The following is a 26,693-nucleotide window of genomic DNA, read 5'->3' as shown; positions in this document are numbered from 1 at the left end:
CGGACGGGTTGCATCTCGGCTTTCAAGCAAACGCCTGGTGCGTCCAAATCTTGCGCTGCTCAGGAGGCCAGCCATAATGCGCGCGAGAAACTTGTCCAGCGCAGATCAACGACGCCATGGGTGGCGGCGGAAATTGAGTTGCGCGCGGTCTGGTCCTGTGCATTGGCTGTTCCTTCCAGTAAACCCGCCACAATGGCTCGGCCGATCCTCATGGCCAGCAAACCGAGAGCATCGCAGAAAGATTTCCGAATTGGTTAAAAGTCCGCTTCTTCTTGATGTCTCACGCCTCGTCTGGAGGCTTTGGGCCAAGAAATTGCCGACCGGCATAGACCGCACCTGCCTCGCCTATGCCGCCCATTTTCGAGAGTGCTCACAGGCCGTGGTGCAGAGAGGGCGGTTTACGCGTGTCCTATCGGCCAAGGCATCGGCGCAACTCTACGACATCCTGCTTGAGCAGGAGTATGATCATGCGCGCCGCCGCCTGCTGTCGCTCTTCCCGACCAGCCTTGGGGCGGCGCGTGAGCAGGTGGAGGGGCGCCTTTACCTCAATGTCGGCCATACTGGGCTGGACAAGGTGGGGCATGTGCATTGGCTCCACCAAACGCGAGTTCGACCCATCTACTTCGTGCACGATCTCATCCCCATTCACTATCCCGAATATTGCAGGCCCGATGAGCCGAAGAAGCATGCTCAACGCGTTCGGTCTCTCCTTTGCCATGGCGCCGGTGTCATCGCGAACAGCTGTCAAACGTTGGAAGAGGTCCGCCAATTTGCTGCGCAGCAGTCTTTGCCGATGCCGGCGTCCCTGGTGGCGCCGCTTGGCCTCGGTGATCAACGGTCCGCAGCCAACGGTCCTCTGGCGGTCGGTCTCCCGGAGCGCCCATACTTCGTCCTTCTCGGGACGATAGAGGCTCGCAAGAACCATCTGCTGATTCTGACAGCATGGGCAGAGCTTGCCCGTCGCCTCGGTTCTGAATGTCCACACCTGGTGATCATTGGCCAGCGGGGCTGGGAGTGCGAACAGGCGATTGACATGCTTGATCGCTGCGCGGCGATCAGGCCCTATGTTACCGAGTTGTCGGGCTGCGACGATTCCACGCTTGCCGCATTCATGCGCGGCGCGAAGGCGCTGCTTTTTCCGTCTTTCGTCGAAGGCTATGGTCTACCGCTTATCGAGGCACTGGCAGCAGGCACTCCGGTGATCGCGAGCGATCTGCCAGTTTTCCGGGAGCTCGCCGGGTCCATACCGGACTATCTGAACCCCATTGATGGGCTGGGGTGGATCCGTGCTGTCGAGGATTATGCGCAGCGGGGGAGCAGAAATCGTTCAGCGCAACTCGACCGATTACCTGGTTGGCAGCCGCCAAGTTGGTCAGCGCACTTCGCAGCGGTCGATGCTTGGCTGGATCGGATCAGCCAAACACCTTCATCTGCGCCTGTTCTCCCAGATTGACGCGACGGCCGACCAGCCGCTCCAGCGCAGATTCCACAAGAGTGTTGGTGGCGGACTCGCTCGCCAGTCCGCCATAGATCAAGCACCGATCATACAAGACGCGGCAAAATGCTTCGTATGTCTTTCTGTCGGGTGCTTGCGGGCGAACCCAGAACTCATCCAGGCGGCCCTGATGAGTGATGTCGGGAATGTCGTATATCGCCTTTCCGAGCGCAATGGTCGGCACCCCAGCAACGAGCGACAATGTAGCTGACGTGCTATTGACCGTCACGACGCCTTCTGCCGAGGCCGCGAGTTCGGCAAGATTGCCGCCGGCAATGTGAATGACCCGTTCCGCGATGCCCATCTTGCGCGCGCGTTTGATGATGTGCCTGCGCCAACTCTGGAGGCTGCTATCGAGGGGATGTTCCTTGATCACCAGCCGCGCGGCCTCTGGCGCGCGACGCGCGAAGCTGTAGAGCACATAGTCCAGCGCTTCTTTCATGTCGTGAAAGGGCGAGTGCTCCCGAATCTGGAAATCATTGGAGAGCTGCAGCGGGAACAGGAAATACGGGGCGCCGGACAGGTGGGCTATCGCGGCTTCCGTTCTCGCAGCATCCCTCTTCTCCCGGGCAAATTTGTAAAGCCAGCCGATGCCCTCAAGGAGCAGGGAACCCTGGCGATGCGAACTGTAATATGGGTAGAAGGGCCGACCGAGAACCACTCGCGAATAGTAACGGTAGGCATCGCGCGCACGACGCCCGAAATTCGCGGTGATCGCGGGACGGTCCGGCACGGCGGGCAACCCCCGCGCCTCGGCTAGATAAAATGCCGGGTCACGCGGGAGAGAGGAGTTGCCGTTTACGCCACTTGGTTCGAGGGTAAGCCAGTCCGGACGGATATAGCCTTCCTCAAATACGTGCACGTCGATCTTGCGCAATTGCGCCATGCGGTGCGCGGCCATGTGGAGGGGGCGGCAGTCCCCGAAGAGTACGATATCCGTGATCGAGTGGTCGCTCAGAAACCGGTCGATGAACAGAGTCCAGCGCTTTCGGGAGCCTCGATAGTCGGTAGCAGTGCCGGGCCAATCCGCCGCATCGCCGCCATTCAAATTAATGCGAAAAATGCCGCAGCCAATCATCTGCAACTGTTGACTAAGTTGCCAGAAGAAGGGGCCGGGCGGCCCCTGAAGAAACAGAAAGTTCCGCTGCGTTACAGGCTGGAATTTCATCGCAATCCCAAAATTTGCGCCGAAGCGCGTCTGGTCCACCCCAGCAGTCTTCGTACTGGTACTAGTGCAAAATTCTGCCGCTGAACACCAGATATCAATCTCACGATCAGCATTTCCGCAGGGCAGGGTAAATTCGTCACAGGGTCTAAATATCTTGGATAGTCGAGCAGCACGGCGGCGACGAGCTCGTCAATAGTGCGTTGGCGTCTACGGCGTGGCACCGCCCGCCCGCGGTCGGTTGTTAGACCCCACCCCGCATAAAAGGGCGTGCCATGAGTGGTTACGATCTTGCCATGCAGCAGCGCTTCAAAGCCGGCCAGGGATGTGATTACATGGACCTCATCAACCATCCTGATAAGGGCGCTGATCGGACGCGAAGGTTCGATGGCATCGGCAATCTCAAGGACGAGGCGCTGAGGAATCCCCCCCGTTCGATGTCCTGCCTCCACGTCGGGGTGCGGACGGTAAATGATCCACGCATCCGGCGCGCTTGCCCTGACCCGCTGCAACAATTCCAAATTGGAGCGCACATCGCCACCGCCGAATTGCACGGAGCGGTCGTCCTCGACCTGGCCCACCACCAGCAGATGCCGTTTTGCACGGTCGGCGCGTTGGGTGGGGAGCGGTGCCCCAACGCCATATTTACCGATGCCCTCTTTCACGATCCATTCGCGCAGCTTTTGTGCCCGCGCCAACGCCGCAGGAGGGAACGCCGCTAGGGCGAGCATCTCTTCCAGCCGGTTCGGTCGTGACGGGTCGTAATGCACACCGAGGTCGTCCGCCACGATTGAGAGAGGCGGGATGCAGTCCGCGCCAAGTCCGGCCGACCGGATGAAGCCATCCTCCACTTCCAACACGCGCCATGGGCCTGCTTCCACCTTCGACAAAAAAGGTGCAGGAACGCGGGCTTTCCACACTGCGACGGCGGCCCCCTCGGCAATGCCGTCCAGCGCCTCGGGCGTCGCAGGCAGAAATGGAACCGGCCTCCCACCCCAAAGCAGGGGGTGGACCGTATCGCGCTTCCAACCGGCAAAGCCAAAAGCGGCCGCGATTGAACGATTGGCATCCAGGAGTTCACGCCATTCCGCAAAAAGCGTGACAAGTTCTAACGCGCCGATCGGTTCACCAGTGAAAGGACTGCAATAGCGCACGTCTTCCAACAGGAAACGAGCAACAAGGTCTTCTAGCAAGCGTTCAGTTTCTGGCGCGCCCGGGGTCTGCTCGGACAGCCCGGAAAACGGGCCTTGACCTTTCACATGAACTTTCCGCCCGGCGATTGCGTCGAGGAAGGCTTGAGGATCGTCTGCGGTGTAAGCCGCGTCATCCGGCGGTGCCGAGGAGCCCGCCGCTAACACTTGGCGGTCCTGCCAGAAGGTGCCCCCGAGCCTTTGCTGCCGCAATGCCGTGAGCAACGCGCGTGGACTTGGGAGCGTGTCTGCGGACTTTGCGGATCGAACATGATCAAAGGGCTTTGCCCCGGGAAACGGCGGGATCTCGAACACCGCCCGAGCGATGCGGGTTTCGGCCACTATCCTTCAATCCTGACGCGCCTTGCGCGATCGAGGCACCCTAATGGATGTGAGGGACCTGCATTTAGCGCGCGGCGACAAGAATGATGACGGTCTCTGAGCGGCGACATGGGCGGCGAGCCAGTCACTCTATCGTCAGAGCCAGATTGTGGAAGATCTCTTCCACGATCGCAACGTCCGACACATTGTTGACCTCGACCATCGCATAATCTGGTTCCGGGAAAACGAGCACCTTGACCGGGATACCGTGGACAAGAAAACGAAGTTGCTCAAGCCCTTCCACCGTTTCCAGCATCGTGACGTCCAACGCGACATACCGTTCAAGCGCCGCACGACGATAGGCGTAGAGGCCAAGATGCAGATGCACGGGTGCGGCGTCGCTGGGAAGAACCGTGTCCGGCAAATAAGGCAGCAGCCGCTTGGAGAAATAAAGCGCGTTGCTTTGGGCATCCATGACGAGTGTGGTCCCGCCGACCCGACCGTGGGCGGCGTCATTGGCCAGATGGCGGTAAGTCTCTTCTGTGCACCTGATGCCGGCCGTGCAAACCTGCACGTCGGGATTCTCCGCCATGTATCTCACGAGATCACGCACGAACGTCGGGGGGGTAAGAAGGGCATCGCCCTGAACGTTCACGAAGATATCGGCATCAGGGAACAGGTCCAGGCAGGCCGCAACCCGTTCGGTACCGTTCCGACAGGCTTCTGGCGTAGCGACCACATGGCCACCGAATGCGCGCACTTCAGCCATAATCCTGTCGTCGTCGGTGGCGACACAGACGTGAGCGCCCGATTCTGCGCGCTCCGCCGCGCGATAGCTCCAGCGCACCAACGTATGCGCCTCCCCATCGGCACCCCGGATCGGGGTGAGAGGTTTTCCGGGAAAACGCGTGGACCCGTAACGGGCAGGAACGACGATGACCGTATCTGACGCGTCGCGCGCTGGATCCGAAAGGGAAGACGTCAAGACTGCTACTCCACACCCGCACTGCGGCACATAGGCTTACAGTGTCGGCTGCCTCCTAGAAACGCAAAGATGCCGACACTCCAGAAGCTTTCCGACCTGTGCCAGATCGTCACGACCGATACGGAATTTCGCCAAAGCCCCGCTCTAGAGAAGATGCCCCAAATCGTGAATATGAAGAAGGCCGATGGTGTTTGTGGGTCGCTCGCTGTCCATCACGAATAGGACCGTCACGCGCGCGTCGGTCATCATCTTCACGGCATCGTCCGCGATGGCGCTGCTCAAGATGGTCTTGGGCGCTTTCGACATGATATCGCAGGCACGGCCTGTATGGATGAGGTGGAAGTTACGACGCAGATCGCCATCGGTGATCACGCCGACGAGTTCCCCGTTTTCGCCGATCACACCAACCGCACCCTTGGCAACCGCCGTCATCTCGAAAATCGCATCGCGCAAGGGAGCGTCCAAGGCCACCAGCGGCAAGGGGCGACGGCGATCGATGATATCACCGATCGGTGAAAACCTGTTCCCCAGGCTTCCACCAGGATGCCACTTTGCCATCGCTTCCCGACCGACACCACGCCGCCTCATGACACTGATCGCGAGAGCATCGCCGAGCGCCAGCGTCATCGTGGTGGACGTGGTCGGCGCCATCTTGACGGGGCACGCCTCCTCCATCGCCGGAAGCTGAAGAACGAGGTCAGCAGACTGCGCCAGTGGCGATTCAAGCTTTGAAACAATCGCCACAATCTTGATATCGATCGATTTGGCATGCGCCACGAGGGGGCGCAATTCCTGCGTAAATCCGGAATTGGAGATGACGATCAACAGATCGCCTGTTTCCAACATGCCGAGATCGCCATGCGCCGCCTCGCTCGCATGGATAAAGAAGCTCGGTGTTCCCGTAGCAGCCAGAGTGGCAGCCATTTTCTTGCCAACGTGGCCGGACTTGCCCAAACCACTGATGACGACGCGCCGCTCTGTAGCGAGAATGCTCTCGACCGCACTACTGAACCGGGCATCCAGCGAATCCGCGAGAACGTGGAGAGCCTCCGCTTCTTTCAAGATTACCGACCGCCCATCCGTTATAGATTGGTCAGCCGGCGCTTCACCATAAGACAGCGGTCTGCGCATTTTGGAAAGACCCGAAAATCCTGCGCCGGGCTCATTAGCCGTTGCTTCTTGACGAGTGACGGGTTGTGCCGGAGAGTTAACGGGATTTTGCCGCGATGCCATAAACTGTCTTAACTCCCTCACACATATTCCGATGGGCTAACCTGCGCCTTAAAAGTGTGCAAATCATTTTTGCGGCGCAACAACTCGTCGCCTTCTAAGAACAACTGGCCTTGTGTCCAGGCCATTTGTATGAATTAGCGAAAAGGTTCTTAATAACCCGCTTCGTCTACTTTGGCGCATTCGCTCCGCTGCGGCTCCCGTCGCGAATCGTCCGGAATTCTGCGGTTGAGAACCAGTTGGGCCACACGTCGCTCTGCGCCAGTTCGCGGCCGATGCGATAGTGAAGCTGGAGATCGCTTGCCGCGCCGGCCCAATTCCAGCGGGGATCATATTCGTCCTGCGGCTTGTGATAGCGGTGGACCGTGTAATCTTCGGCCGCGGCCTGGCCGGCGGTCACGCCGCCATCCACCAGGTCCTCGCCGCTCTCGGCATACAGCATGGGCACGCCCTGCTTTGCGAAGCTGAAATGGTCCGAGCGGTAGAAGCTGCCTTTTTCCGGCGCCGGCTCGGGCTTGATGACCCGTCCGGCATCCTTGACGGCGCGTTCGAGGAACAGCTCCAGCTCGGATTTGCCGCCGCCGACGACCACCACGTCGCGGGTCGGCCCTGCCATGTTCAGCGCATCCATGTTGATGCCGCCCACCGTCCGCGCGAGCGGGAAGACGGGGTTTTCGGCATAATAAGCCGAGCCGAGCAGGCCGGCTTCCTCCGCCGTCACGGCCAGAAAGACCAGCGTGCGCGCAGTGGGGCCTGCGTCACGGTGAGCCTTGGCCAGCGCAATCAGCGCGGCCGTGCCCGTCGCGTTATCGACCGCGCCATTGCAGATGTCGTCGCCATCGATCGGTTCGCACCGGCCCAGATGATCCCAGTGCGCGGTGTAGAGCACATAATCATCGGGCCGGCTGGTGCCGGGGAGAATACCGATCACGTTGCGCGAGCGTTGGCGGCGGATCGTGTTGTTGATGGTGATGCTGGCCTTGAGGTCACCCAGGGGCACCGCCCGGAAGCCCGGGCGCTTGGCGGCCGCGCTGAGCGCCGCGAAATCCTTGCCGGCCGCCGCGAAGACCCGCTTGGCAGCATCGAGCGTCAGCCAGCCTGCCGCGGCGGAATGGTCCATATGATCGCCCGGCACATCGATGTTGAGCTGCGGGCCTGTCCAGGAGGAGACGACCACGTCCCATGGATAAGCGGCCGGGAATGTCTCGTGAACGATCAGCGCGGCAGCGGCGCCTTGCCGCGCGGCTTCCTCATATTTGTAGGTCCAGCGGCCATAATAGGTCATGGCGCGACCCTCGAAGGGGCCGTCGAGACCTTCCATCTCGTAATCGGGATCGTTGACGAGGATAACCACCGTCTTGCCGCGCACATCTACGCCGGCATAGTCGTTCCAGCCCCGTTCGGGCGCGTTGATGCCGTAGCCGACGAACACCATGTCGCTGGCCGCCACCGTGCTGGTCGGCACCACCCGATAGGTGCCCGCAACCATATCCGTCTTGTAGGCGAGGTTGATGGCGGTTTTTGCCCCGGCGATCCGCAAAGTCATGTCCGGCGAGGGTGTCAGTTCGACCAGCGGCACGTCCTGCGTCCAGCTTCCCTTGTTGCCGGGTTTCAGGCCAACCTTGCGCATCTGGGCGATGAGATAGGAGACGGTCTTTTCCTCGCCGACAGTCCCGGGCGCGCGCCCTTCGAAAGCGTCCGAGGACAGGGTGCGCGTGACGCTTTTGAGCAAGTTTATGTCGATGGGTTTGGCCGTCGCGGCGGCGGGCAGAACAAATGCCGGGTCCGCTGACACGGGCGCGGCATCGGCCGTGCTTTTCGGTGGCGTGGCTGTGGGTTGGCACGCAGCGAGAAGCGCAAGAGGGAGAGCGATCGCGAGACGAGGGAGGCGCATGTGTACTTCTTCCAGCAACAGGCAGGGTGATGGTCGCTCATGTCAGGGTCTGCTTGCGTGTTCAACATGAAGCCGCTTAATCAGAGGCATGGCTGTGCCGTCATGCTTTGGTGGGGCCATTTGCGAGGGGGGATTTCTATGATTTCGGCAGGCGTCATCGCGCGGGTTATGGGCGCGAGCTTGTTTAGTATCGCGGTGGGCGCGGGGGCGGCCGGCGCGGCGGCGGGTGCCCCGTTGAGCGTCGAGCAGGCGGCCGCGACCTTTGGGGCGCGCCCGAGCGTGCAGCACGCCAGTCTCTCCCCCGACGGGGCTTTGCTCGCAACCATCGAGCCCATTGGTGCACGCGGCACGCAGGTCCGCATTCTCGATCTCACTCGGGAGGACTCCCGTCCTGTCGGCATCCTGCAGGCATCGGGATCACCCGAACGGCTGAGCTGGTGCCGTTGGAGCGGGACCCGCCGTCTCCTCTGCAGTATTTATGGGGTGTTCCCACTCAACGACGGCCAGCTCAGCTACGCCAGCCGGCTGATTGCGATCGACGCGGATGGCAAGCGGATGCAGTCACTTCGACTGCCGGGTACCAAGGGGAATGCGCTAGGCTACCGGCTGTTCGGCGGATCTGTGCTGGATTGGAATCCCGGGCAGGACGGCCATGTGCTTTTGCTCCGCGAGTTTGTGCCCGAATCCACCACCGGCACGCGGCTCGCGCAGGTTGCCGATGGCCTTGGCGTGGATCAGGTCGACACGATTTCCATGCGGACGGTGTCTGCGATCGAGCGGCCACGCCCGGCCAATACCGAGTTCATCAGCGACGGGCAGGGCCACATTCGCATTCGTGGCATAGATCCCAACAGAACCTCGGAGGGCTATGCGTCCGGCATCACGCGCTACCAGCATAGCGGTGCAGACGGTAGCAACTGGCGGCTCCTGGGTGATTTCGATTCAAGGACGGGCGAGGGGTTCAATCCCTATTATGTCGATCCTGCCCTGAACCTTGCTTACGGCTTGCGAAAGCTGGACGGGCGCTATGCCGCCTATTCGGTGTCGCTTGACGGCCAAGCGTCCGAGAAGCTGCTGCTGGCCCGCCCGGATGTCGACGTCGAGGGGTTCGTGACGATCGGACGCAATTCACGCGTCATCGGCATTTCCTACACCACCGATAAGACGGAGGTTGAATATATCGACCCCGAGCTCAAGCGGTTGAGCAAGGCGCTCTCGCGCGGCTTGCCAAACTTGCCTCTCATCCATTTTCAGGATTCCAGTCAGGATGAGCGCAAGCTGCTGCTTTGGGCTGGCAGCGATGTCGACCCCGGCCGCTATTATCTTCTTGACCGTGAGGCGCGCGGCCTGACGGAGTTGGCCTTTAGCCGCGCGGGGACGCAGAACCTGTCGCTCGCGACCGTCCGGCACATCACGTTCGATGCTGCGGACGGCACTAAGATTCCTGCCTATCTGACGCTGCCGCCGGGGAGCGACGGAAAAGGGCTTCCCGCCATCGTGATGCCGCATGGCGGCCCGAGCGCACGGGATAGCTGGGGCTTTGACTGGATGGTGCAGTTCTGGGCCAATCAGGGCTACGCTGTGCTGCAGCCGAACTTCCGGGGCTCGTCCGGCTATGGCGATACGTGGTTCCAGACCAATGGGTTCAAGAGCTGGAACGTGGCCATAGGCGACGTTGTCGATGCCGGGCGTTGGCTGATCCGAGAAGGGATTGCCGACCCGCGCAAGCTCGTGGTCTCTGGCTGGTCCTATGGCGGCTATGCGGCGCTCCAGTCGGCTGCTGTGGAACCGGATCTGTTCCGCGCCGTGATTGCCATCGCCCCCGTGACCGATCTCGAAAGGTTGAAGGGTGAGTGGTCCGGCTGGAGCAATTATTATCTGCAGAAGGACTTCATCGGCTCTGGCCCTCATATCGAGCAGGGTTCGCCAGCTCGGCAGGCGGGGCGCATCAAGGCGCCGGTCCTCATGTTTCACGGCACGTTCGACCGCAATGTGAACGTTGGCCAGTCACGGCTGATGTCTGATCGGCTGCGGCAGGCGGGGAAGGACGGGACGCTGGTCGTCTACGAGCAGCTGGACCATTATCTGGATGACAGTGAAGCGCGGAAAGACATGTTGGTCCAGTCCGCCAACTTCCTGCAGAAAGCGCTGAACGCCGCGCCATGAGCGCGGCGTTTGGCCTAGGACCAGAGCCTGCGTCGCAGAGCAGGCGCGCGATCATGAAAAAAAAGGCGGCCCGTTGCCGGACCGCCCTTTTTGAAATCTGCCTGAGAGGCCGATCGATCAGCGCGAGTAGAACTCGACGACCAGGTTCGGCTCCATCTTCACCGGATAGGGCACCTCGTCCAGCGTGGGGACGCGGGTGTAGGTGATCTTGGTGGCGCCATCGGGGGCGAGATAGTCGGGGATGTCGCGCTCGGGCAGGCTCTGAGCCTCGAGAACGAGCGCCATTTCCTGCGCCTTCTTGCCGAGCGTGATCTCGTCGCCCGGCTTCACCAGACGCGACGCGATGTTGCACTTCACGCCGTTCACATAAATGTGGCCGTGCGAGACGATCTGGCGGGCCGAGAAGATCGTCGGCGCGAACTTGGCGCGGTAGACAACCGCGTCCAGACGACGCTCAAGCAGACCGATGAGGTTCTGGCTGGTGTCGCCCTTCATGCGGCTGGCTTCGATGTAGCTCTTCTTGAACTGCTTCTCGGTCACGTCGCCATAATAGCCCTTGAGCTTCTGCTTGGCGCGCAGCTGGATGCCGTAGTCGGACATCTTGCCCTTGCGGCGCTGGCCGTGCTGACCGGGGCCATATTCACGCTTGTTGACCGGGCTCTTCGGGCGACCCCAGATGTTCTCGCCCATGCGACGGTCGAGCTTGTACTTGGCGCTTGTGCGCTTCGTCATGATGACTTTCCTTCAATTGCGAACAACGTCTGCCGCGCCCTGAAAGGGTTTGGCGTCGATCCCGGTCTTTCGCCTGACACTCATTTTCAGAGGCAGGGCCGCCGCTGCACCGGGGTGCGGGGCCGATTGCGAAGGCGCGCCTATGGCGGGCGAGGGGCGGAAAGTCAAGGTGCCGTCGCGGTGGCGGTCTTTCGCGCGGGGGGTGTGGTCAGGCGCGGAAGCTCCGGCCCCACGCCGTCATACAGCAGGCGCAGGGTAGGGGAGGCCTGAACGATGCGCCAGCAGCCCCAACTGAGCGCCATGGTGAGCGCGGTGATCGCGCCCGCCTTTACCACCACCGGCATGGGGATGTGCTGGCCGACGACGACGAGACCGGCCGTGATTGGCAGATGGACGAGATAAATCACGAAGGCCCCGCTCACCAGCGCCTGCACTGCCGGGCTTGGCCTGTCGGCCAGCCGCTTCATGGCAGCAATGAGGGCCTGCGTCATGGTGATCGCCGCAATGGTGCCGATGAACCGCTCGGTCATTGGATGCACGTCTCGCCCGATCTGGAGGTAGAGCAGGGTGGCGGCGAGGGCGGTGAGCGCAAGCAACGCGGAAGGCTTGTGCAGTGCTGCGCGGAACTGGGGGGCGCGGCAGACCAGCCAGCCGAGCGCGAACCACGGCGCGAACTGGATCAACTGGTCGATGCGCAGGATTTGCTGGGGCAGGTTGGTGGCAAAACCCCAGGCATAGAAGAGCTCGATGGCCCCGGCCTGCCAAGCGCCGATCACGACGCCGAGTCCGATCACGGCCGCTGCCATATGCCGGCCAAGCCAGTCATCGATACGGGCGGGAAGCATAGCGTGCGCCGCGCGCGGCCCGAGATGGCAGAGCAGGGCGGCCGCACCGCAAAGATAAAGCAGCACGATGATGAACCACAAATGCCGCACCCAATATCCTCCGGATTGCAGGCTGTTCTTCTCCAGCGAGCCCAAGGCTCCCCAGAGGCTGAAATTGGAGAGTTCGCAGAACAGGTTGAGCAGCGGATTGAGGGTGAGCAACGCGGCAACGAAGGGCAGGCCGAGGCGGATCAGGCGGTTCTTCATCCACGCGCCGGGCGCGCGGCGCATCAGCAGCAGCGCGGCGAAATAGCCAGCGATCACGAAGAAAGCGGGCATTCTGAACAGGTGGATGATGCCGGCGATCCATGTGAAGATGAGATCACCTTCGCCCGCATTGACGATCCACACATCATTGGCGCGGTAGGCCATGGCGACATGGTAGGGAATGCCGAGCAGCATGAGCAGGGCGCGCATGGCGTCCCAATGATGTTCACGACCCGAAACGTCTGTTCTCATTCATCTTCCTGACGCGCACCAGCCTTGAACAAGAAAGCGCTCGGGCACCAGAGTGGTGGCACGGCTGGCCGCGATGGCAGGGAGGTTCGTCGGTTTTGTCGCGCAAGATGGCGGCAATGGGCCGGTCGCCCGGTGTCGGCTTCCCTGATTGTCAGCGGGGACGCGGATTGGCCAGCGCCGAGAGAACGCCGCGTAGGGTGCGCACTTCGAGGCTGTTCCAGCCGGGCTTGGTGAGCACGCCGCGCAGGGTGCGCCGTGTCGCCGGGGCGCGATCGGGCGGGTAGAAATAGCCGGCTTGCTCCAGCATGCCATCGAGCTGGGCGATCATGCCCTCCAGCTCTTCCTGCGGGGCGGGGGGCAGCAGATCGGTGTGGGTCGGCTGGCTGAGCGCCGCCTGCTTGGACCATTCATAAGCGCACAGGATGACGGCCTGCGCGAGGTTGAGCGAGCCGAACTCCGGGTTGATCGGCACCGTGAGGATGGCCCGGGCAAGCGCGACATCGTCGGTTTCGAGCCCGGAACGCTCCGGGCCGAAGACGATGGCACTGCGCCCCTGCGCAAGGTGGATATCCCGCGCGGCTTCTTCCGGCGTCACGACAGGCTTGGTCACGCCGCGCTTGCGCACGGTGGTGGCATAGACATGCGGACAGTCCGCCACGGCATCGGCCAGCGTCTCGAACACCTGCGCGTTGGCCAGAACCCCGTCCGCGCCCGCGGCTGCGGGGCCGGCCGCCGGATTGGGCCAACCATCGCGCGGCGTGACCAGCCGCATCTCGGTCAGCCCAAAATTGAGCATCGCCCGCGCCGCCTTGCCGATGTTCTCACCGAGTTGAGGGCGGACGAGGACGATGACGGGGCGTGGGGTGTCATGCCCTTGTACTTGCTCACTTTCCTCCGTTCGCCCTGAGCGAAGTCGAAGGGCCGAGCTGAGCGCAGGCGAGGCAGGAGCGCTGACGGAAGGAAATGCGGCTGTTTCTTCCCCGTTCGTCCTGAGTTGCTGCTGAGCCTGTCGAAGCGGCGTATCGAAGGACTTGCGCGCCGCTTCCTTGAGGGCCGCAAAATCTCCCGCGATCAGCGCTTCCTTCTTCTTGCGTGACCAGCCCTTGATCTGTCGCTCCGCACTCAATGCTTCCTCGCGCGTTCCGAACGATTCCGACCACGAAAGAGCGACCGGCAAGCGCGTTGCTGTGTAGCCGGGAATTGATCCAGACTCATGCTGGGCAATGCGCAGGTCCAGATTATCCGTATGCCCGGCATAATAGCTGCCATCGGCGCACTTCAGCAGATAGGTGTAGAAGCTCATGGCAAGGCCCTTCGATACGCCACTTCGACAGGCTCAGTGACTACTCAGGGCGAACGGGGTGAGGGGGACGTGGTGCCTCACTCCCGGCCAACCTCACGGATCGACCCCGCAAAGGACTCAAAATCCTTCGCCTCGGTAAAATCACGATAGACGCTGGCGAAGCGGATATACGCGACGCTGTCCAGGCCCTTGAGGCCTTCCATCGCCAGTTCGCCGATGCGGGCGGCGGGGACTTCCGTCTCGCCGCTGGTTTCGAGCTGGCGCTGGATGCCGGAGACCAGCCGCTCGATGCGCACCGTGTCGATCGCCCGTTTGCGGCAGGCGATTTCGATGGAGCGCGCGAGCTTGTCCCGGTCGAAGGGCTCGCTAGTACCGTTCGATTTTGCGACGGCGATGTCGCGCAGTTGGATGCGCTCGAACGTGGTGAAGCGCGCGCCGCAGCCTTCGCACTGGCGGCGGCGGCGGATCGCGGCGCCGTCCTCGGTGGGGCGGCTGTCCTTCACCTGGCTGTCTTCATGGGCGCAATAAGGACAGCGCATTTAGCGGCGAATCCTCTGCCAGAAGGCGATACCGGCGCCGGCCACAAGGCCGAGCGGCAGCGAGACCACCGGCAGGACCAGCCCGGCCACCGCGCCAATCGCGGCACCTGTCAGCACTGGCTTGGTGGAGGGATGGGCAAGCCCCTGCTTGGCCATGCCGGTGGCTTCCGCCTTGGCGCGCTGGGCGAGATCGTCGGGCTTGCTCATCGGTCGCTGTCCTTGCTCAGTAGATCGGGAAGGCGGCGGTGAGGGCCTTCACCTTCTCACGCACATGCGCCTCGATCTGGCCGTCGCCTTCATCGCCATTGCGACGCAGGCCCTCGACGACTTCGGCGATCCAGCCGCCGATCTGGCGGAACTCGGCCTCGCGGAAGCCCCGCGTGGTGCCCGCCGGGGTGCCGAGCCGCAGGCCCGAGGTGACGAATGGGCTCGCAGTATCGAACGGCACGCTGTTCTTGTTGCAGGTGATGTAGGCGCGATCCAGCGCCTTCTCGGCGGCCTTGCCGGTCGTGTTGCGCGAGCGCAGGTCGATCAGCATCAGGTGATTGTCCGTGCCGCCCGAGACGACGGCCACGCCAGCGTCGGCGAGACTGGCGGCCAGCGCCTTGGCATTGGCGACGATTTGATGGGCATAGGCCTTGAATTCCGGCTGCAGCGCCTCGGCGAAGGCGACGGCCTTGGCGGCGATAACATGCACCAGCGGGCCACCCTGCAAGCCGGGGAAGACGGCCGAGTTGAACTTCTTGGCCAACGCCTCGTCATTGGTGAGGATGATGCCCGAGCGCGGGCCGCGCAGCGACTTGTGCGTCGTCGTCGTCACGACATGGGCGTGCGGGAAGGGCGAGGGATGCGCGCCACCGGCGACGAGGCCGGAGAAGTGCGACATGTCGACCAGCAGATAGGCGCCCACTTCATCGGCAATCGCCCGGAAGGCCGCGAAGTCCCACACGCGCGGATAGGCGGTGGCGCCCGCGATGATGAGCTTGGGCTTGTGCTCGCGCACCTTGGCGATCACCTCGTCCATGTCGAGCAGCTGGTCTTCCTTGCGCACGCCGTAGGACACGCAGTTGAACCACTTGCCGGACATGTTGACCGGCGACCCGTGGGTGAGGTGGCCACCCGCCGAGAGATCGAGGCCCATGAAGGTGTCGCCCGGCTGGAGCAGCGCGAGGAACACTGCCTGGTTCATCTGGCTGCCGCTATTGGGCTGCACATTGGCGAAGTCGCACCCGAAGAGCTTCTTGGCGCGCTCGATGGCGAGGTTCTCCACCACGTCGGCCCACTCGCAGCCACCATAATAGCGCTTGCCGGGATAGCCCTCGGCATATTTGTTGGTGAACACGCTGCCGGTCGCTTCCAGCACCGCCTTGCTGACGATGTTCTCGGAGGCGATCAGCTCGATCTTGTCCTGCTGGCGCTTGAGCTCGCCCTGAATGGCGGCGAACACCTCGGGGTCGGCGTCCGCAAGGCCGGTCGAGAAAAAGCCCTGAGCGCGGATGGCGGGCTGGTTGTCGAGATCGGCAGCGGCTGGCGAGGCAGTCATGAGGGATGTTCCTTGTTATCAGACGTCTGTGTTCAACGGATCGGGCGCGGCATCACGCCGTCGTGGCGAGCGCCGGCGGATTGCCGAGCTTGCCGACGCGACGAGCGTGGCGATCGCCGCCGAATTCGGTGGTGAGGAAAGCGGTGAGGCAGGCCTTGGCCATTTCCGGGCCAATCAGGCGGGCGCCCATCGCGATCACATTCGCATCATTATGCTCGCGCGAGAGCTGGGCGGAGAGCGGCTCGCTCACCAGCGCGCAGCGGCAGGCCGGATCGCGATTGACGGCAATGGAAATGCCGATGCCCGAGCCACACAGCGCCACGCCGCGCTCGGCGCGACCGGCCGCGATCTCGGCGGCCAGCTTGTAGCCATAATCGGGATAGTCGACGCTCTCGCCCGCGGCCGGGCCAAGGTCATTCACATCATGACCCTGCTCGCGCAACCAATTGGCCAACGCGGCCTTGAGGTCGGTTGCGGCATGGTCGGAAGCTATAGCGATACGCATGGCAGAAGGTCCCCGGCCCAACTCTGAATTTGAACGAGTCGGCTTCGCGCCGCTATCTAGTATCCACCGGCCCAGAATGCCACCGTGGATTGCGTGACTTGCCCGCTCGGGCTATCGCGCAGCCATGAGCGGGACCATTCTCTCCATCCTCATGCTCGCCGGCATCGCGCTGGGCGTGGGCGGCATTTACATGATCGGCTGGCGGCACGATGCCAAGCGCGGCTGGCTGATGATCGTCGCGGCGATGGTAATGTTCATGAATGTGACGATCTGGACGATCCCGGTGGCGGAGCCGGGTGCGGCGGGCGTAGCGAACGCCGCGGAGTAAGCGTTGCCTGAAGTCCAAAGCTGACTGGTTGCAGGTCGGCCGGCATTATATGCCTAGCCATTCCAGTCCGCCTTTGAGTTCGTCTGCCGAGTAATCGATCTGTAACACGCGCCGATGTCCCGCGGACTTTTTGGCGGCGGAAGCGTGTAGAATGGGCGTGGCGTAAGCCCAGACATCGCCAGCTTGAGCTAGGCAGGCCCGCACCCCACATTTCTGAACGACGTTATCATACTGGGTTATGGGAAGCCGGCCGGCGCGATGTGAGCCTGGCGCAACCAGAAGTGGCGCATTGTCTTCTGGAACATCATCGATGTGGCAGCGTAGGGTCAGCATCCGTTCAAGGAGGGCGAAGGGCGGCTCAACATGTTGCATCCCGCTTTTCTTGCTCCAAGGGCCATAGCCTTCGACCTCCAATCGGCGTTGCACGCATATTGTCCGATCTTGATGCCACGCGAGCGACCAATTCGTCTCGTTGGTTTTGTCGAACAGGATCGCTCGAACCGGTTGGCAGCGCTCTCCGAGAACCGAAGCGGCCAAAGATCCTACTGGTCCTGTGGATGCCAAAAGAGGCCGGAGGCCCGCTACGTTACGAAGACGCAAGCCGGCTTGCCCTCCGGGAAGCGTGCTCAATATTTCGCAAATTTCTCCAAGGCAATTTGAAGCGGCGCCATGAAAATGCTCGGCGCCGTCTCTTGCGAGTGTGAGGGAAAAGGGCTCCGCAGGTTGCGTCATAAGTTCAGATCATCGCTAAAGCATCAGGCAGCCGAGGCAGATGCGGCATCAACTTTAGTCCCAGACGAGCGCATTGTGGGGTGCCGCGATTAGGATCACAAATCCCTGATCAGCCGCACCGGCAAGCCGATCCAGGCGGGGTCGTTCACCACTTGCTGGCGCATGCCGATGCCGAGCGGGAGGAGGTGGAGCATGGCGCCGTCGCGGCCGATGAGGCGGCCAAAGAGGAAGCGGCCGGCGGGGCGGGGCACCAGCACGTCGCGGTTGAGTGCGTCGGCGAACCGTTCCGGCGGCAGGGGTTCGCACCACAATTCGTCTCCGGCGCGGTAATCGCCAAGGGCGGCGGTCATGCGGATGCCAAGCGCGCCTTTGGGCACGGCGGGCGGCACCAGCGTCAGCGGGCGGCTGGGCGCGCCAGCCCCATCAGGGCCGACCAGCGCGGCGACGGGAACTTTCTCGCTGGCGGGCAGATCGACCAGATCGCTGGCCTGCACATCCAGCGCGGCGGCGATACGGTTGAGCCATTTCACCGATACGGTTCGCGTGCCTGTTTCGAGGCGGCCGATCGTCTGGGCTGTGGTCGGCGGTTCGCAGCGGGCTGCCACTCCCTCCAGCGTGAGGCCCCGCGCCTTGCGGACTTCCCTGATCCTCGTAATCATCGGCTCACCTGATTTGCTAACCTCATCGGTTCGCTATGTCCTACATTTGTCGCCACATGGCAATGGTCTTTGCGACTCGAAACGGGAGACGCAGGGCATGGCTGAACGGCGCGGTAAGACAGTGGAACGAGTGATCGAAGGACCCGATGGGCGGCGCGAGCGCGTGATGGTCAACATGGCAGAATCGCCGACGAGCTGGCTCCATGCCCGTGGGATGCTGAGCCAGCGGCAGTTCGATGCCGCCGAGGCGCTGCGCCGCGATTGGGAACAGGCCGGCATGGGTGCGCGCGTGACGATGAACTGGGATCTGGCGGCTGTACCCGTTCGCGCCGGGCGGGGCGGGGCGCCCGGCCAAGCGCCGACGCTCGCCGGAATGAGCGCGCGCGATCGGCTGAATGGCGCGCTGGCGGCGGCTGGCCCCGGTCTGGTGGATATCCTGTGGCGGGTCGTCTGCGCGTGCGAAAGCCTCGTCGCCGCCGAACGCGCGCTCGGCTGGCCGGCGCGGGCGGGCAAGCTGGTGCTGGGCTTCGCGCTGGATCGGGTGGGGGATTTTTACCGGATTCGGTAGGCCAGCCACCGCTTCACGGTTGCTTGCATAGCGCCCCTCATCCTCGTCATTCCCGCGAACGGGATCCCGGTCCGTGCCGGCGCGTTGAGGCAACGTCGAAGCTGGATTCCCGCGTTCGCGGGAATGACGGAGGAAGGAGAAGGGCGCGTTCCTTCGGTGAAGGTGCCCACCTTGTCCGCGCCCGGGTCCTTCCAATCCGCCCTAACCCGCCACCACCTCAAACCCGATCCGCTCTGGCTCAGGCGCATTTTCTTCCGCGCGCGGGGCTGATAAGGCGCCGCCATCATGATCACCGATCCCGCGCGCGCGCTGGCCATTGCCAAGTCCATTTTCCTCGAACGCTTTCCCGGAGCCGATTACGCCTTTGTGGCCGGTTCCATCATGCGCGGTGAAGGGCGCGCCTGGTCGGATATCGATCTGGTGGTGGTCTATCGCGCGCTGCCCCTGGCGCACCGGGAATCGGAGACGGTCGACGGCGTGCCGGTCGAAATGTTCGTGCACGATCCTTCCACGCTCGCCTTGTTCATGGAGCAGGATATTGCCAAGGGGCGCCCCTCCTTGCTCTCTATGGTGGCCGAGGGCGAAGTGATCGGGCGGCGGATCGCGCTCGGCAAGGTGCTGCAGGCAAAGGTCGCGGCGCGGCTCGCGGCCGGACCAAGGCCGCTGAGTGCTGAGGCGCTCGAAGACCTCCGTTACCAGATCACGGACGCGCTGGACGATCTGCGCGGGGAGCGCAGCCGCGCCGAGAAGCTCGCCATCGGTGCGCGACTCCACCCGCTGCTGGCGGAACTGAGCCTGCGCACCCGCGACTGCTGGAATGGCGCCGGCAAATGGCTGCCCCGCCAGCTGGAGGCTGCGCAACCCGGCCTCTCAAGCCGCTACGAGACCGCCTTTGCCGACCTGTTCGGCGCCGGGCGAACTGACACCGTGCTGCAACTGGGCGAAGCAGAACTGGCGCGCGTCGGTGGGCGCTGCTTCGACGGGTTTCGGCGCGACGCGCTGGCTGCACAACGCATCGACGCGCGCTCACCCCTTGCGGCGACGAAAGACCAGGTCTAGGGCCGGCGCATCCGATCACCTCCACCGATCAACATGACAAGGACAGTCCCGATGAAAGCCCGCGTGTTTGTCACCTTGAAATCCGGCGTGCTCGATCCGCAGGGCAAGGCGATCCAGCACGCGCTGGAAGGGCTGGGCTTTGGCGGCGTGAATGACGTCCGCGCCGGCAAGCTCATCGAGCTCGATCTGGCCGACGGCACCAGCGAAGACGAGATCGACGCCATGTGCCGCAAGTTGCTCGCCAATACGGTGATCGAGAATTACCGCATCGAGGCGATCGGCTGAGCCGGCGACAGGAAGGACGTTTCCGATGAAAAGCGCTGTCATCGTCTTCCCGGGCTCCAATTGCGACCGCGATCTGGCCGTGGCCTTCGAGGCCGTGAGCGGCGCCAAGCCCGAGATGGTCTGGCATCGCGAGACGGAATTGCCGGAGGGTCTGGACCTCATCGGCGTGCCCGGCGGCTTTTCCTATGGCGACTATCTGCGCTCCGGCGCCATGGCGGCGCGCTCGCCGATCATGCAGGCCGTTGCCCAGGCGGCATCGCGCGGCACCTATGTGCTCGGCATCTGCAACGGTTTTCAGGTGCTGACCGAAGCGGGGCTGCTGCCGGGCGCGCTGATGCGCAATGCCGGCATCCACTTCGTTTGTCGCAGCGTGGCGCTGACCGTGGAGAACAGCCAGAGCGCATTCACCAGCGGCTATGAGGCCGGCCAGACGATCAACATCCCAGTTGCGCATCATGACGGCAATTATTTTGCCGATGCGCAGACGCTGGATCGGCTGGAAGGAGAGGGCCGCGTTGCGTTCCGCTACGCCGAGGCCGTTAATGGATCGGCCCGGAACATCGCCGGCATCCTCAACGAGGGCGGCAATGTGCTCGGCATGATGCCGCACCCCGAACGCGCGATCGAGAAGACCCATGGCAGCACCGATGGGCGCCGGATGTTCGAAGGACTGACCGAAGGCCTGCTCGCGCGCGCCTGAGGGTTTGCGAGCGCCGGTTGGGACATCCGTCGGTCGCGACCTCCTCCCTCGTCACCCCGGACTTGATCCGGGGTCCAGCTCTCTTTTTGGGATGCCTGAACCTTCGGCCGCATTGAAGCAGCGGGATCCCTCTGAGTTCACAAACGAAGTGCAACACCTCAGACAGGTGCTGCCATGTCCAGCTATCGCCAGTTATCGCTCGAGGAACGGTGTTCGATTGCCCGGCTTCATGAAGCCGGGCAATCGATCCGGCAAATCGCTGCAACTCTGGATCGCCAGCCGTCGACCATCGCGCGCGAACTGAAGCGCAACGCCGGTGCGCGGGTCGGCTACCAGCCCGCTTATGCGCAGCAACAAGCCCAGGCACGGCGTTGGACTGGCTCGCGGCTCGAACGCGACAAGACCCTGCGCGAAAATGTGCTCGACCGGCTTGCGATGGGCTGGTCCCCCGAGCAGGTCTCAGGGCGCCTCGCGCATGAGGCCGGGCGCAAGATCATCAGCCATGAGACCATCTATCGCTTCGTCTACACCCAGTTGAAGCGAACCAATGACAGGCTCTGGCGCTTCTATCTTCCTCGCGCCAAATACAAGCGCGGCTGGCGCACCAAGGGAGGCTGGCCCCGCTATGCCGATCGCCCTTCGATCCATGATCGCCCCCACAGCATCGCCACCCGCCAGCAAGCCGGCCACTGGGAGGCCGATGCCATGCTCTTCTCTTGCCCTGGTCAGGCCATCCTCGTCGCACATGAGCGCCACTCAAGGCTGACCATCGCTCTGCAGCAAAGCAGCCTCAAAGCTGACCCCGTCGCAGCAGCTCTTGTACGAATGCTGGGGCCAATGCCCGCCGCCTTGCGGCGCTCAATCACGTTCGACAATGGAACAGAGTTTAACCGGCATCAGCATATCGCCAACCAGCTCGGCCTCAGCACCTTCTTCTGCGATCCCCGCGCACCGTGGCAAAAAGGCGGCGTCGAAAATGCCATCGGCAGACTGCGACGAAGCCTGCCCAGAAAGACCGACGTCGACCAATTGCATCAGCTGAAAATCGATGACATTCTGGCTCTGTACAATCACACGCCCCGAAAATGCCTCGGCTTCCAAACCCCCGCTGAAGCCTTCCTCAACCCGTTGCACTTCAAATGTGAATCCACACCCGGATCAAGTCCGGGGTGACGGAAGGATTATCGGCTGGTCCTCGGCGCTCGCCGCCCTGCCTTACGGGGCAATGCCGAAGCGCGCATAGTCCGCGTCGATGCGGGGCTTGATGCGGCGGGCGATGGCGAGATCGGTCTGGCCCTCCGCGCCGCGGTCCATGCGGGCGAGGACGACGCCGCGCATGAAGCGGCTTTCGGCGAGATTGGGGACGGAATTCAGCACGGCATTGAGATCGCGGAGCGCATCCTCATACCGGCCGAGACGGTAGGAGACGACCGCGCGGCTATCCAGAATGCCATAGGGGCTGTTGCTCAGCTCCAGCGCCGATGTGCAATCTTTCGCGGCGGTTTCGATCTCAACCTGCCGCGTCCCCTTGATCCAGCAGCGCATGTTGAGGAGTGACGGCGTGCCCGGCCGGTCTTCCAGCAGCGTGTCGACAAGCGCGAGCGCCGTGGCCGGGTCGCCATAAGTGCCGATGATGTCAGCCTTGCCTTCCTGGAAGGTCCGGCGAGATTCGCCGCCCAGCGCAATGCGTTGATCCAGCAGGGCAACCGCGCCATCCAGATCGCCGCTTTCGGCGCGCAGGTTGGCGACCCTGAACACCGCACCCACGGATGCGGGGTCGAGTGCGCGGCCCGCTTCGGCATCCGCCAGCGCTGCCTTCAGGTCGCCCATTTCCTTGTGGATCTGGCTGCGCATCAGATAGAGGTCGATGTCCGGCTCGATCGTGATGGCCTTGCCGAGATCGGCTAGGGCGCCCTTGCGATCATTGATGGCGCGGAGGAATGTCGCCCGGTCGCGATAGGGCGCGGCCTTGTCGGCGTTGGCGGCAATGGCCTTGGCGTAGACGGCTTGCGCAGCGGCAATCTGCGTCGCGCCGGCGGGGTCCTTGCCGGTGATGTCCCACGAGCGCAGGGCATTGGCCGGGGCGATCAGGCGCGGTGCCTGCGATTGCGCGGTGGCGAGACGGTCCTTCTCGGCGCCGATCTCGATGGCTGGGATCTCGATGCCGGTGGAATCGACATTTTCGTCGATGGTGAGCACGCCTTTCTCAAGGCTGAGCGCGCGCTTGAAATCATAGCCGGCAATGCGGGCGGCCAGCGCAGGCTCGCCCTCAACGCGGAAGCCCGCGCCCTGCTGCGGCAGGCGAATGGTCGTGCGAACATGGCGGCCTTCTGGCGCCGGCGTCGCGACCGGGATGGCGGACCAGGCCGCACGTGCGCGATCCGGCGCGAAGCTGATCGAAGAGATGCTCTTGTCGACCGCGCGGCGCATGGTCTTGTCCGTCCACGCCCACTCTGAATCGGTGACGCCGCGCGCCTCGATCGTCACGATCCCCGCCTGATCGTCCCCGGTGAGGCTGATGTCCGCAAACTGGGAGTCGCCGACCACGCTGGAGAGGAACTCGCCAAGCACCTCCTGCTGCTTCTCGCTGTCCAGCTGCGTGCGGACGACGTTGAGCTGCATGGCGGCGAGGCCGCGCAACACCAGCGAGAGATCGAACACGCTCGGCAGATCGATGCTGGCGGTCTCATCCATGGTCATCGTCAGGTCGAAGGCGGGGCGGCCGGCATTGCGCGGCTCGATCAGCAGGAGATCGGCGCCTTCCGGGCGCAGGGGCAGCACATAGCGGAAGGGCGGCGTGTCGTGGATATCCTCGATCCGCGAGCCAATGCCCGTGCCATCCAGCCACAGGGATTCCCCATCGATCTGCGCGCGCACGAGAATGTGGTTGAAGGCGGCCGGGCTGGCAAGGCGCTTCACGACGGCGTCGCCAAGCTGGGCATGGGCCAGCACCGCCTCTGCCGTAATGCCCATTTCGCGCAGCATCGCGAGGAGCATCAGTGTCTTGGCCTTGCAGTCGCCATAGCGTAGCGCCCAGCTCTGTTCCGGCGTTTGCGGGACATAATTGCCGCCATCCATGGAGACCGCCAGATAGCGGATCTGGTCCTGAACGAGCCGCAGGGCGCGCTGGGCGCGGCCGAGCGGCGTACGCTCGGCAGCCATGATCGCCTGGACCTCCTGCAGCAGGGCGCTGCCTGGCTTGAGTAGGCCCTGCGTCGCGAACAGCGGGGACATTGTCTTGGAGACGTCGGCCCAGTCCTTGAACGTGGAGATCTCGAGCAAAGGCAGCGGCTGAAAACGGATGGGCGCATCGGAGGGAATCTCCGTCTGGCGCGGGCCGGGCAGAGCAAAGCTCAGCTCGGTGAAGCGCGCCCCGCGCACCGGCTTGGCCTCGATGCCGGTGATGCCGACCTTCCATTTGACCGGGCTGTCATTGTCCCACAGGGTGCGGAGGCGACCCTGACCGAGCGTCACGGGCGCGGTAATCAACGGCGTCAGCGCCTGGACGTGGCCCGCAAGCGCGGCGTCCTTGCCGGTGGTGGAGGCGCGCAGGCGCAGGATGTCGCCCACGCGCAGGCCTTCGACGGCCATGGTCGCGGTCAGCAGCCCGGTGAGTTCGCGCCGCTCCAGCGCCTGCTCGCGCCGGATGACCGTGAACGTGCGGCCACCGGCCAGCAGATCGATGCTTTGACCATCGCGCACGATTGCCAGCTCGTGGATGATGAGATCGCCCTTGTCCGGCAGCCAGGGCAGGGTGAGGTTGGCGAGCTGGTTGAGCTGTTCGGCCGAGGTGATGCGCTGCGCGGTGTCCGAATAGGTCCACAGGCTGCCGTCTGCGATGCGCTGCTGGCGGTCGAAGATCAGGATGGCGGGGCCGCTCGCCGCGAGTGCGGACGGCGCGGGAAGCTGCGCGGGAATGACCCAGTCGGGCGAGGGCTGATATAACGGCGTCTCCCCCGCACGCGCCACGGCGGAGAGGGCGAGGCCACAGAGCAGGGCCGAAGCAAAAATACGCCGTTTCAATCGTCTCTCCTCATCGCGCAGGCCATGAGGCGTTAGCTGATCGCGACGAATGGCTCAATCGACCCTGTCGATGCTGCGCATTATTCTTCGGGCTGGCTCGGCGATCCTTCCCGCTGAAGGCGGCGGGCGGTGCGCTCATGCACTATAGCGGCCTCGCGCAGGCGGCGGGCGACGTCTGCATCGCCACAGTTGTCGGCCTTCAAGCGCGCCACCCGGGCGAGTTGCTGATAGTAAATGGCATCACGCCGGGTTTCCATGTCCTGCGGAATAGCACGACATGGCCCCGCGCGAAGCCGTTTTGCGACAGCTTGTCTTGCAACGGGACAAGTGAGGCACTTGAGGAGGCCCGGAACTTTTCGACTAAGCCACCGATTTGACATCCCGATGGCCGGCCCTCACGGTGCGGTCACTCCACAGGAGGCCATGTGGCTTTGAACGGCGCCGATGCACTGCTGACCCAACCCATCGCCTATATCGGGGCGTCCGGGCTGACTATCGGCGCGATCATCTCGGCCATCGTCGTCTTCTCGACGGCGCTGCTGGCGGTGTGGCTGCTCAAGAAGTTCGTGCGCCGCGCGCAGCAGACGATGGGGGAGGAACGCTCCCACGCCATTCATATCGGCGGGCAGATCGCGCGCTATGTCATCGTCGCCTTCGGGCTTGCAGCGGCAGTGTCGGCGCTAGGAGTCGATCTGTCCGCGCTCTCCCTGTTCGCCGGTGCGCTGGGTGTCGGCATCGGCTTGGGGCTGCGCGATATCGTGCGCAACTTCGTGGGCGGGCTGGTGCTGCTGTTCGACCGGAGCATCGAGGTCGGCGATTTCGTTGAACTGGAAGACGGGACCATGGGCGAGGTGCGCTCCATCGGGCCGCGCGCGACGGCGGTACTGACCAATGACGATGTCGACATGCTCGTGCCCAATGCCAATCTCATCGACGGCAAGGTGACCAACTGGACGCGCAACCGCATGACCCGCCGCGTCCATATCCCGTTTCGCACGGCCCTTAACGCGGACAAGGAGAAGGTGCGCGACGCCGTGATCGAGGCGGCCAAGGCCGTGCCGCTGACTTTGCCCGATGCCGGGCGCAAGCGCACGCAGGTCTGGCTCGTCGGCTATGGCGAGAACGCGCTCAAGTTCGAGCTGGTCGTCTGGCCCACCCTGTCCGCCGTCAAACGACCGGGGCGCACGCTGGCGACCTATTGCTGGGCGATCGACGATGCCCTGCGCCAGAATGCCATCGAAATCCCGCTGCCGCAGCAGGAAATCCGGGTGCGAGGCCTGTTCGGCCAGGAGGGCGAGGCTGGACTGGACGCCTTGCGGCCGGGGCAGGGCGCGGCAACCGATGGGGCAGGGGCGCGTTCTTCCTCCGAAGGCTGAGGGCTTGGTCCCCGGCATTACAGGAGGCCTATCCATGACGCAGAGTCAGAAAACCCCGCCGTTGGACTTCAACGATCCCGACAAGGACAATGCCGAGCAGGATGAGAGCGGCACGCAGGCGCAGGATGTCGCCGCCGATGCGCAGGCCAATCCCTATCGCGGCGAGTCCGAAACCGAGCATGGCGGCAAGCCGAATCCCGCTCAGGTGATGCCCATCGATGCGCCGGACCTGGTAGACACGATGAACCAGATGGATCGGAGCGGCCTCATCGACATGGGCGCCTATGAAGGCGAGGAGAATATGGACGACGAGGACGGCTCCATCCCCGAATAGCAACGACACCGTTTCCCTCTCTTGAGGATCGTCGCGGGCGATCCGCCTGATTATCGAGCGCTCGGGCCGGCCACCGCCGGCTCGGGCGCTTCTCGTTTCCGTAGCGTCCGGACTGCGTATGACTGCTCTTCATGCCAGCATGGCGCCTCTCCTTCGCGCAGCACAGATGCGCATTTGCAACGCGTGTCGACAAGGCGCGGGGCGGTTTGACGTGGGTC

Annotated in this window: 25 protein-coding genes; 10 read left to right on the top strand and 15 right to left on the bottom strand. The window is 63.4% G+C overall.

Annotated features, from left to right (window positions below; all coding sequences use genetic code 11):
- Positions 1-250 precede the first annotated feature (250 nt).
- A complete protein-coding gene (locus M2342_RS11560; RefSeq protein ID WP_264579186.1) occupies positions 251-1,453 on the top strand; it encodes a glycosyltransferase family 4 protein in 1,203 nt (400 codons plus the stop codon).
- Here M2342_RS11560 and M2342_RS11555 read toward each other — a convergent pair.
- The 5 genes from M2342_RS11555 to M2342_RS11535 all read right to left on the bottom strand — a co-directional run bounded on the left by M2342_RS11555 (position 1,413) and on the right by M2342_RS11535 (position 8,280).
- Positions 1,413-2,702, bottom strand: coding sequence for a capsule biosynthesis protein (locus M2342_RS11555; protein WP_264579185.1), 1,290 nt, complete (start codon positions 2,700-2,702; stop codon positions 1,413-1,415). The genes M2342_RS11560 and M2342_RS11555 overlap by 41 nt on opposite strands.
- The gene (locus M2342_RS11550; RefSeq protein ID WP_264579184.1) at positions 2,660-4,192 is read right to left on the bottom strand and encodes a hypothetical protein; all 1,533 of its coding nucleotides are present in this window, start codon (positions 4,190-4,192) and stop codon (positions 2,660-2,662) included. The genes M2342_RS11555 and M2342_RS11550 overlap by 43 nt, the downstream gene beginning before the upstream one ends.
- A gap of 124 nt (positions 4,193-4,316) precedes the next feature.
- Complete coding sequence (locus M2342_RS11545) at positions 4,317-5,156, bottom strand: 3-deoxy-manno-octulosonate cytidylyltransferase (protein WP_264579183.1); 840 nt, start codon at positions 5,154-5,156, stop codon at positions 4,317-4,319.
- A 144-nt stretch (positions 5,157-5,300) separates the two neighbouring features.
- Positions 5,301-6,389, bottom strand: a complete 1,089-nt coding sequence (locus M2342_RS11540) for a KpsF/GutQ family sugar-phosphate isomerase (protein WP_264579182.1) — start codon at positions 6,387-6,389, stop codon at positions 5,301-5,303.
- A gap of 166 nt (positions 6,390-6,555) precedes the next feature.
- Positions 6,556-8,280, bottom strand: a complete 1,725-nt coding sequence (locus M2342_RS11535) for a M28 family metallopeptidase (RefSeq protein WP_264579181.1) — start codon at positions 8,278-8,280, stop codon at positions 6,556-6,558.
- Between the two features lie 138 nt (positions 8,281-8,418).
- Here M2342_RS11535 and M2342_RS11530 point away from each other — a divergent pair, with 138 nt between their 5' ends.
- Positions 8,419-10,446 (top strand): alpha/beta hydrolase family protein, encoded by a 2,028-nt coding sequence (locus M2342_RS11530; protein ID WP_264579180.1) that lies wholly within the window; start codon positions 8,419-8,421, stop codon positions 10,444-10,446.
- 117 nt (positions 10,447-10,563) lie between these two features.
- On the opposite strand, the gene rpsD is transcribed toward M2342_RS11530, so the two are convergent.
- From rpsD to rpiB, 7 genes are all read right to left on the bottom strand, one after another.
- Positions 10,564-11,178 (bottom strand): 30S ribosomal protein S4, encoded by a 615-nt coding sequence (rpsD, locus tag M2342_RS11525; RefSeq protein ID WP_181560017.1) that lies wholly within the window; start codon positions 11,176-11,178, stop codon positions 10,564-10,566.
- Positions 11,179-11,342: 164 nt separating this feature from the next.
- Entirely contained in the window at positions 11,343-12,521 is a 1,179-nt protein-coding gene (locus M2342_RS11520; protein WP_264579179.1) for an acyltransferase family protein, read from the bottom strand.
- A gap of 151 nt (positions 12,522-12,672) precedes the next feature.
- Positions 12,673-13,824 (bottom strand): TrmJ/YjtD family RNA methyltransferase, encoded by a 1,152-nt coding sequence (locus M2342_RS11515; protein ID WP_264579178.1) that lies wholly within the window; start codon positions 13,822-13,824, stop codon positions 12,673-12,675.
- A 77-nt stretch (positions 13,825-13,901) separates the two neighbouring features.
- Complete coding sequence (nrdR, locus tag M2342_RS11510; RefSeq protein WP_181560014.1) at positions 13,902-14,363, bottom strand: transcriptional regulator NrdR; 462 nt, start codon at positions 14,361-14,363, stop codon at positions 13,902-13,904.
- Positions 14,364-14,570 carry a hypothetical protein gene (locus M2342_RS11505; RefSeq protein WP_264570690.1) on the bottom strand — a complete coding sequence of 69 codons (207 nt, stop codon included), beginning with the start codon at positions 14,568-14,570 and terminating at the stop codon, positions 14,364-14,366.
- A 16-nt stretch (positions 14,571-14,586) separates the two neighbouring features.
- Positions 14,587-15,906, bottom strand: a complete 1,320-nt coding sequence (gene glyA / locus M2342_RS11500) for a serine hydroxymethyltransferase (protein WP_264579177.1) — start codon at positions 15,904-15,906, stop codon at positions 14,587-14,589.
- 52 nt (positions 15,907-15,958) lie between these two features.
- Positions 15,959-16,411, bottom strand: a complete 453-nt coding sequence (gene rpiB / locus M2342_RS11495) for a ribose 5-phosphate isomerase B (RefSeq protein WP_181560012.1) — start codon at positions 16,409-16,411, stop codon at positions 15,959-15,961.
- 124 nt (positions 16,412-16,535) lie between these two features.
- Between rpiB and M2342_RS11490 the strand changes: the two genes are divergently transcribed.
- Positions 16,536-16,739 carry a hypothetical protein gene (locus M2342_RS11490; protein ID WP_181560011.1) on the top strand — a complete coding sequence of 68 codons (204 nt, stop codon included), beginning with the start codon at positions 16,536-16,538 and terminating at the stop codon, positions 16,737-16,739.
- 45 nt (positions 16,740-16,784) lie between these two features.
- On the opposite strand, the gene M2342_RS11485 is transcribed toward M2342_RS11490, so the two are convergent.
- Together M2342_RS11485 and M2342_RS11480 are read right to left on the bottom strand one after the other, a co-directional pair.
- Positions 16,785-17,471 (bottom strand): phytanoyl-CoA dioxygenase family protein, encoded by a 687-nt coding sequence (locus M2342_RS11485; protein WP_181560010.1) that lies wholly within the window; start codon positions 17,469-17,471, stop codon positions 16,785-16,787.
- 95 nt (positions 17,472-17,566) lie between these two features.
- Entirely contained in the window at positions 17,567-18,130 is a 564-nt protein-coding gene (locus M2342_RS11480; RefSeq protein ID WP_181560009.1) for a helix-turn-helix domain-containing protein, read from the bottom strand.
- 97 nt (positions 18,131-18,227) lie between these two features.
- Here M2342_RS11480 and M2342_RS11475 point away from each other — a divergent pair, with 97 nt between their 5' ends.
- The 5 genes from M2342_RS11475 (at position 18,228) to M2342_RS11455 (ending at position 21,915) form a co-directional block, all read left to right on the top strand.
- Positions 18,228-18,698 carry a DUF6456 domain-containing protein gene (locus tag M2342_RS11475; protein WP_181560008.1) on the top strand — a complete coding sequence of 157 codons (471 nt, stop codon included), beginning with the start codon at positions 18,228-18,230 and terminating at the stop codon, positions 18,696-18,698.
- Positions 18,699-18,983: 285 nt separating this feature from the next.
- Entirely contained in the window at positions 18,984-19,757 is a 774-nt protein-coding gene (locus M2342_RS11470) for a nucleotidyltransferase domain-containing protein (RefSeq protein ID WP_264579176.1), read from the top strand.
- 51 nt (positions 19,758-19,808) lie between these two features.
- Positions 19,809-20,042 (top strand): phosphoribosylformylglycinamidine synthase subunit PurS, encoded by a 234-nt coding sequence (purS, locus tag M2342_RS11465; protein WP_264570683.1) that lies wholly within the window; start codon positions 19,809-19,811, stop codon positions 20,040-20,042.
- Positions 20,043-20,067: 25 nt separating this feature from the next.
- Positions 20,068-20,742, top strand: coding sequence for a phosphoribosylformylglycinamidine synthase subunit PurQ (gene purQ, locus M2342_RS11460; protein ID WP_181560005.1), 675 nt, complete (start codon positions 20,068-20,070; stop codon positions 20,740-20,742).
- Positions 20,743-20,916: 174 nt separating this feature from the next.
- A complete protein-coding gene (locus M2342_RS11455; protein WP_264579175.1) occupies positions 20,917-21,915 on the top strand; it encodes an IS30 family transposase in 999 nt (332 codons plus the stop codon).
- Positions 21,916-21,957: 42 nt separating this feature from the next.
- Here M2342_RS11455 and M2342_RS11450 read toward each other — a convergent pair whose 3' ends face one another.
- Complete coding sequence (locus tag M2342_RS11450) at positions 21,958-24,765, bottom strand: DUF3857 domain-containing protein (RefSeq protein WP_264579174.1); 2,808 nt, start codon at positions 24,763-24,765, stop codon at positions 21,958-21,960.
- A 425-nt stretch (positions 24,766-25,190) separates the two neighbouring features.
- Between M2342_RS11450 and M2342_RS11445 the strand changes: the two genes are divergently transcribed.
- Both M2342_RS11445 and M2342_RS11440 read left to right on the top strand, forming a co-directional pair.
- Positions 25,191-26,141, top strand: coding sequence for a mechanosensitive ion channel family protein (locus tag M2342_RS11445; protein WP_181560003.1), 951 nt, complete (start codon positions 25,191-25,193; stop codon positions 26,139-26,141).
- Between the two features lie 34 nt (positions 26,142-26,175).
- The gene (locus tag M2342_RS11440; protein WP_264579173.1) at positions 26,176-26,475 is read left to right on the top strand and encodes a hypothetical protein; all 300 of its coding nucleotides are present in this window, start codon (positions 26,176-26,178) and stop codon (positions 26,473-26,475) included.
- Positions 26,476-26,693 lie beyond the last annotated feature (218 nt).

The organism is Sphingobium sp. B8D3A (assembly GCF_025961995.1).
Taxonomy (GTDB): Bacteria; Pseudomonadota; Alphaproteobacteria; order Sphingomonadales; family Sphingomonadaceae; genus Sphingobium.
Note: the sequence above shows the minus strand (reverse complement) of the source record. Positions and strands in the feature narration are given on the sequence as shown.

Bases quoted from the DNA above. Each gene is read 5' to 3' on its own strand.
- M2342_RS11480 (WP_181560009.1), bottom strand. From the start codon at position 18,130: ATGATTACGAGGATCAGGGAAGTCCGCAAGGCGCGGGGCCTCACGCTG.
- M2342_RS11440 (WP_264579173.1), top strand. From the start codon at position 26,176: ATGACGCAGAGTCAGAAAACCCCGCCGTTGGACTTCAACGATCCCGAC.
- M2342_RS11475 (WP_181560008.1), top strand. From the start codon at position 18,228: ATGGCTGAACGGCGCGGTAAGACAGTGGAACGAGTGATCGAAGGACCC.
- M2342_RS11540 (WP_264579182.1), bottom strand. From the start codon at position 6,389: ATGGCATCGCGGCAAAATCCCGTTAACTCTCCGGCACAACCCGTCACT.
- rpsD (WP_181560017.1), bottom strand. From the start codon at position 11,178: ATGACGAAGCGCACAAGCGCCAAGTACAAGCTCGACCGTCGCATGGGC.
- M2342_RS11505 (WP_264570690.1), bottom strand. From the start codon at position 14,570: ATGAGCAAGCCCGACGATCTCGCCCAGCGCGCCAAGGCGGAAGCCACC.
- M2342_RS11535 (WP_264579181.1), bottom strand. From the start codon at position 8,280: ATGCGCCTCCCTCGTCTCGCGATCGCTCTCCCTCTTGCGCTTCTCGCT.
- M2342_RS11490 (WP_181560011.1), top strand. From the start codon at position 16,536: ATGAGCGGGACCATTCTCTCCATCCTCATGCTCGCCGGCATCGCGCTG.
- M2342_RS11455 (WP_264579175.1), top strand. From the start codon at position 20,917: ATGTCCAGCTATCGCCAGTTATCGCTCGAGGAACGGTGTTCGATTGCC.
- purS (WP_264570683.1), top strand. From the start codon at position 19,809: ATGAAAGCCCGCGTGTTTGTCACCTTGAAATCCGGCGTGCTCGATCCG.
- purQ (WP_181560005.1), top strand. From the start codon at position 20,068: ATGAAAAGCGCTGTCATCGTCTTCCCGGGCTCCAATTGCGACCGCGAT.
- M2342_RS11515 (WP_264579178.1), bottom strand. From the start codon at position 13,824: ATGAGCTTCTACACCTATCTGCTGAAGTGCGCCGATGGCAGCTATTAT.
- M2342_RS11520 (WP_264579179.1), bottom strand. From the start codon at position 12,521: ATGAGAACAGACGTTTCGGGTCGTGAACATCATTGGGACGCCATGCGC.
- glyA (WP_264579177.1), bottom strand. From the start codon at position 15,906: ATGACTGCCTCGCCAGCCGCTGCCGATCTCGACAACCAGCCCGCCATC.
- nrdR (WP_181560014.1), bottom strand. From the start codon at position 14,363: ATGCGCTGTCCTTATTGCGCCCATGAAGACAGCCAGGTGAAGGACAGC.
- M2342_RS11530 (WP_264579180.1), top strand. From the start codon at position 8,419: ATGATTTCGGCAGGCGTCATCGCGCGGGTTATGGGCGCGAGCTTGTTT.
- M2342_RS11485 (WP_181560010.1), bottom strand. From the start codon at position 17,471: ATGACGCAACCTGCGGAGCCCTTTTCCCTCACACTCGCAAGAGACGGC.
- M2342_RS11470 (WP_264579176.1), top strand. From the start codon at position 18,984: ATGATCACCGATCCCGCGCGCGCGCTGGCCATTGCCAAGTCCATTTTC.
- rpiB (WP_181560012.1), bottom strand. From the start codon at position 16,411: ATGCGTATCGCTATAGCTTCCGACCATGCCGCAACCGACCTCAAGGCC.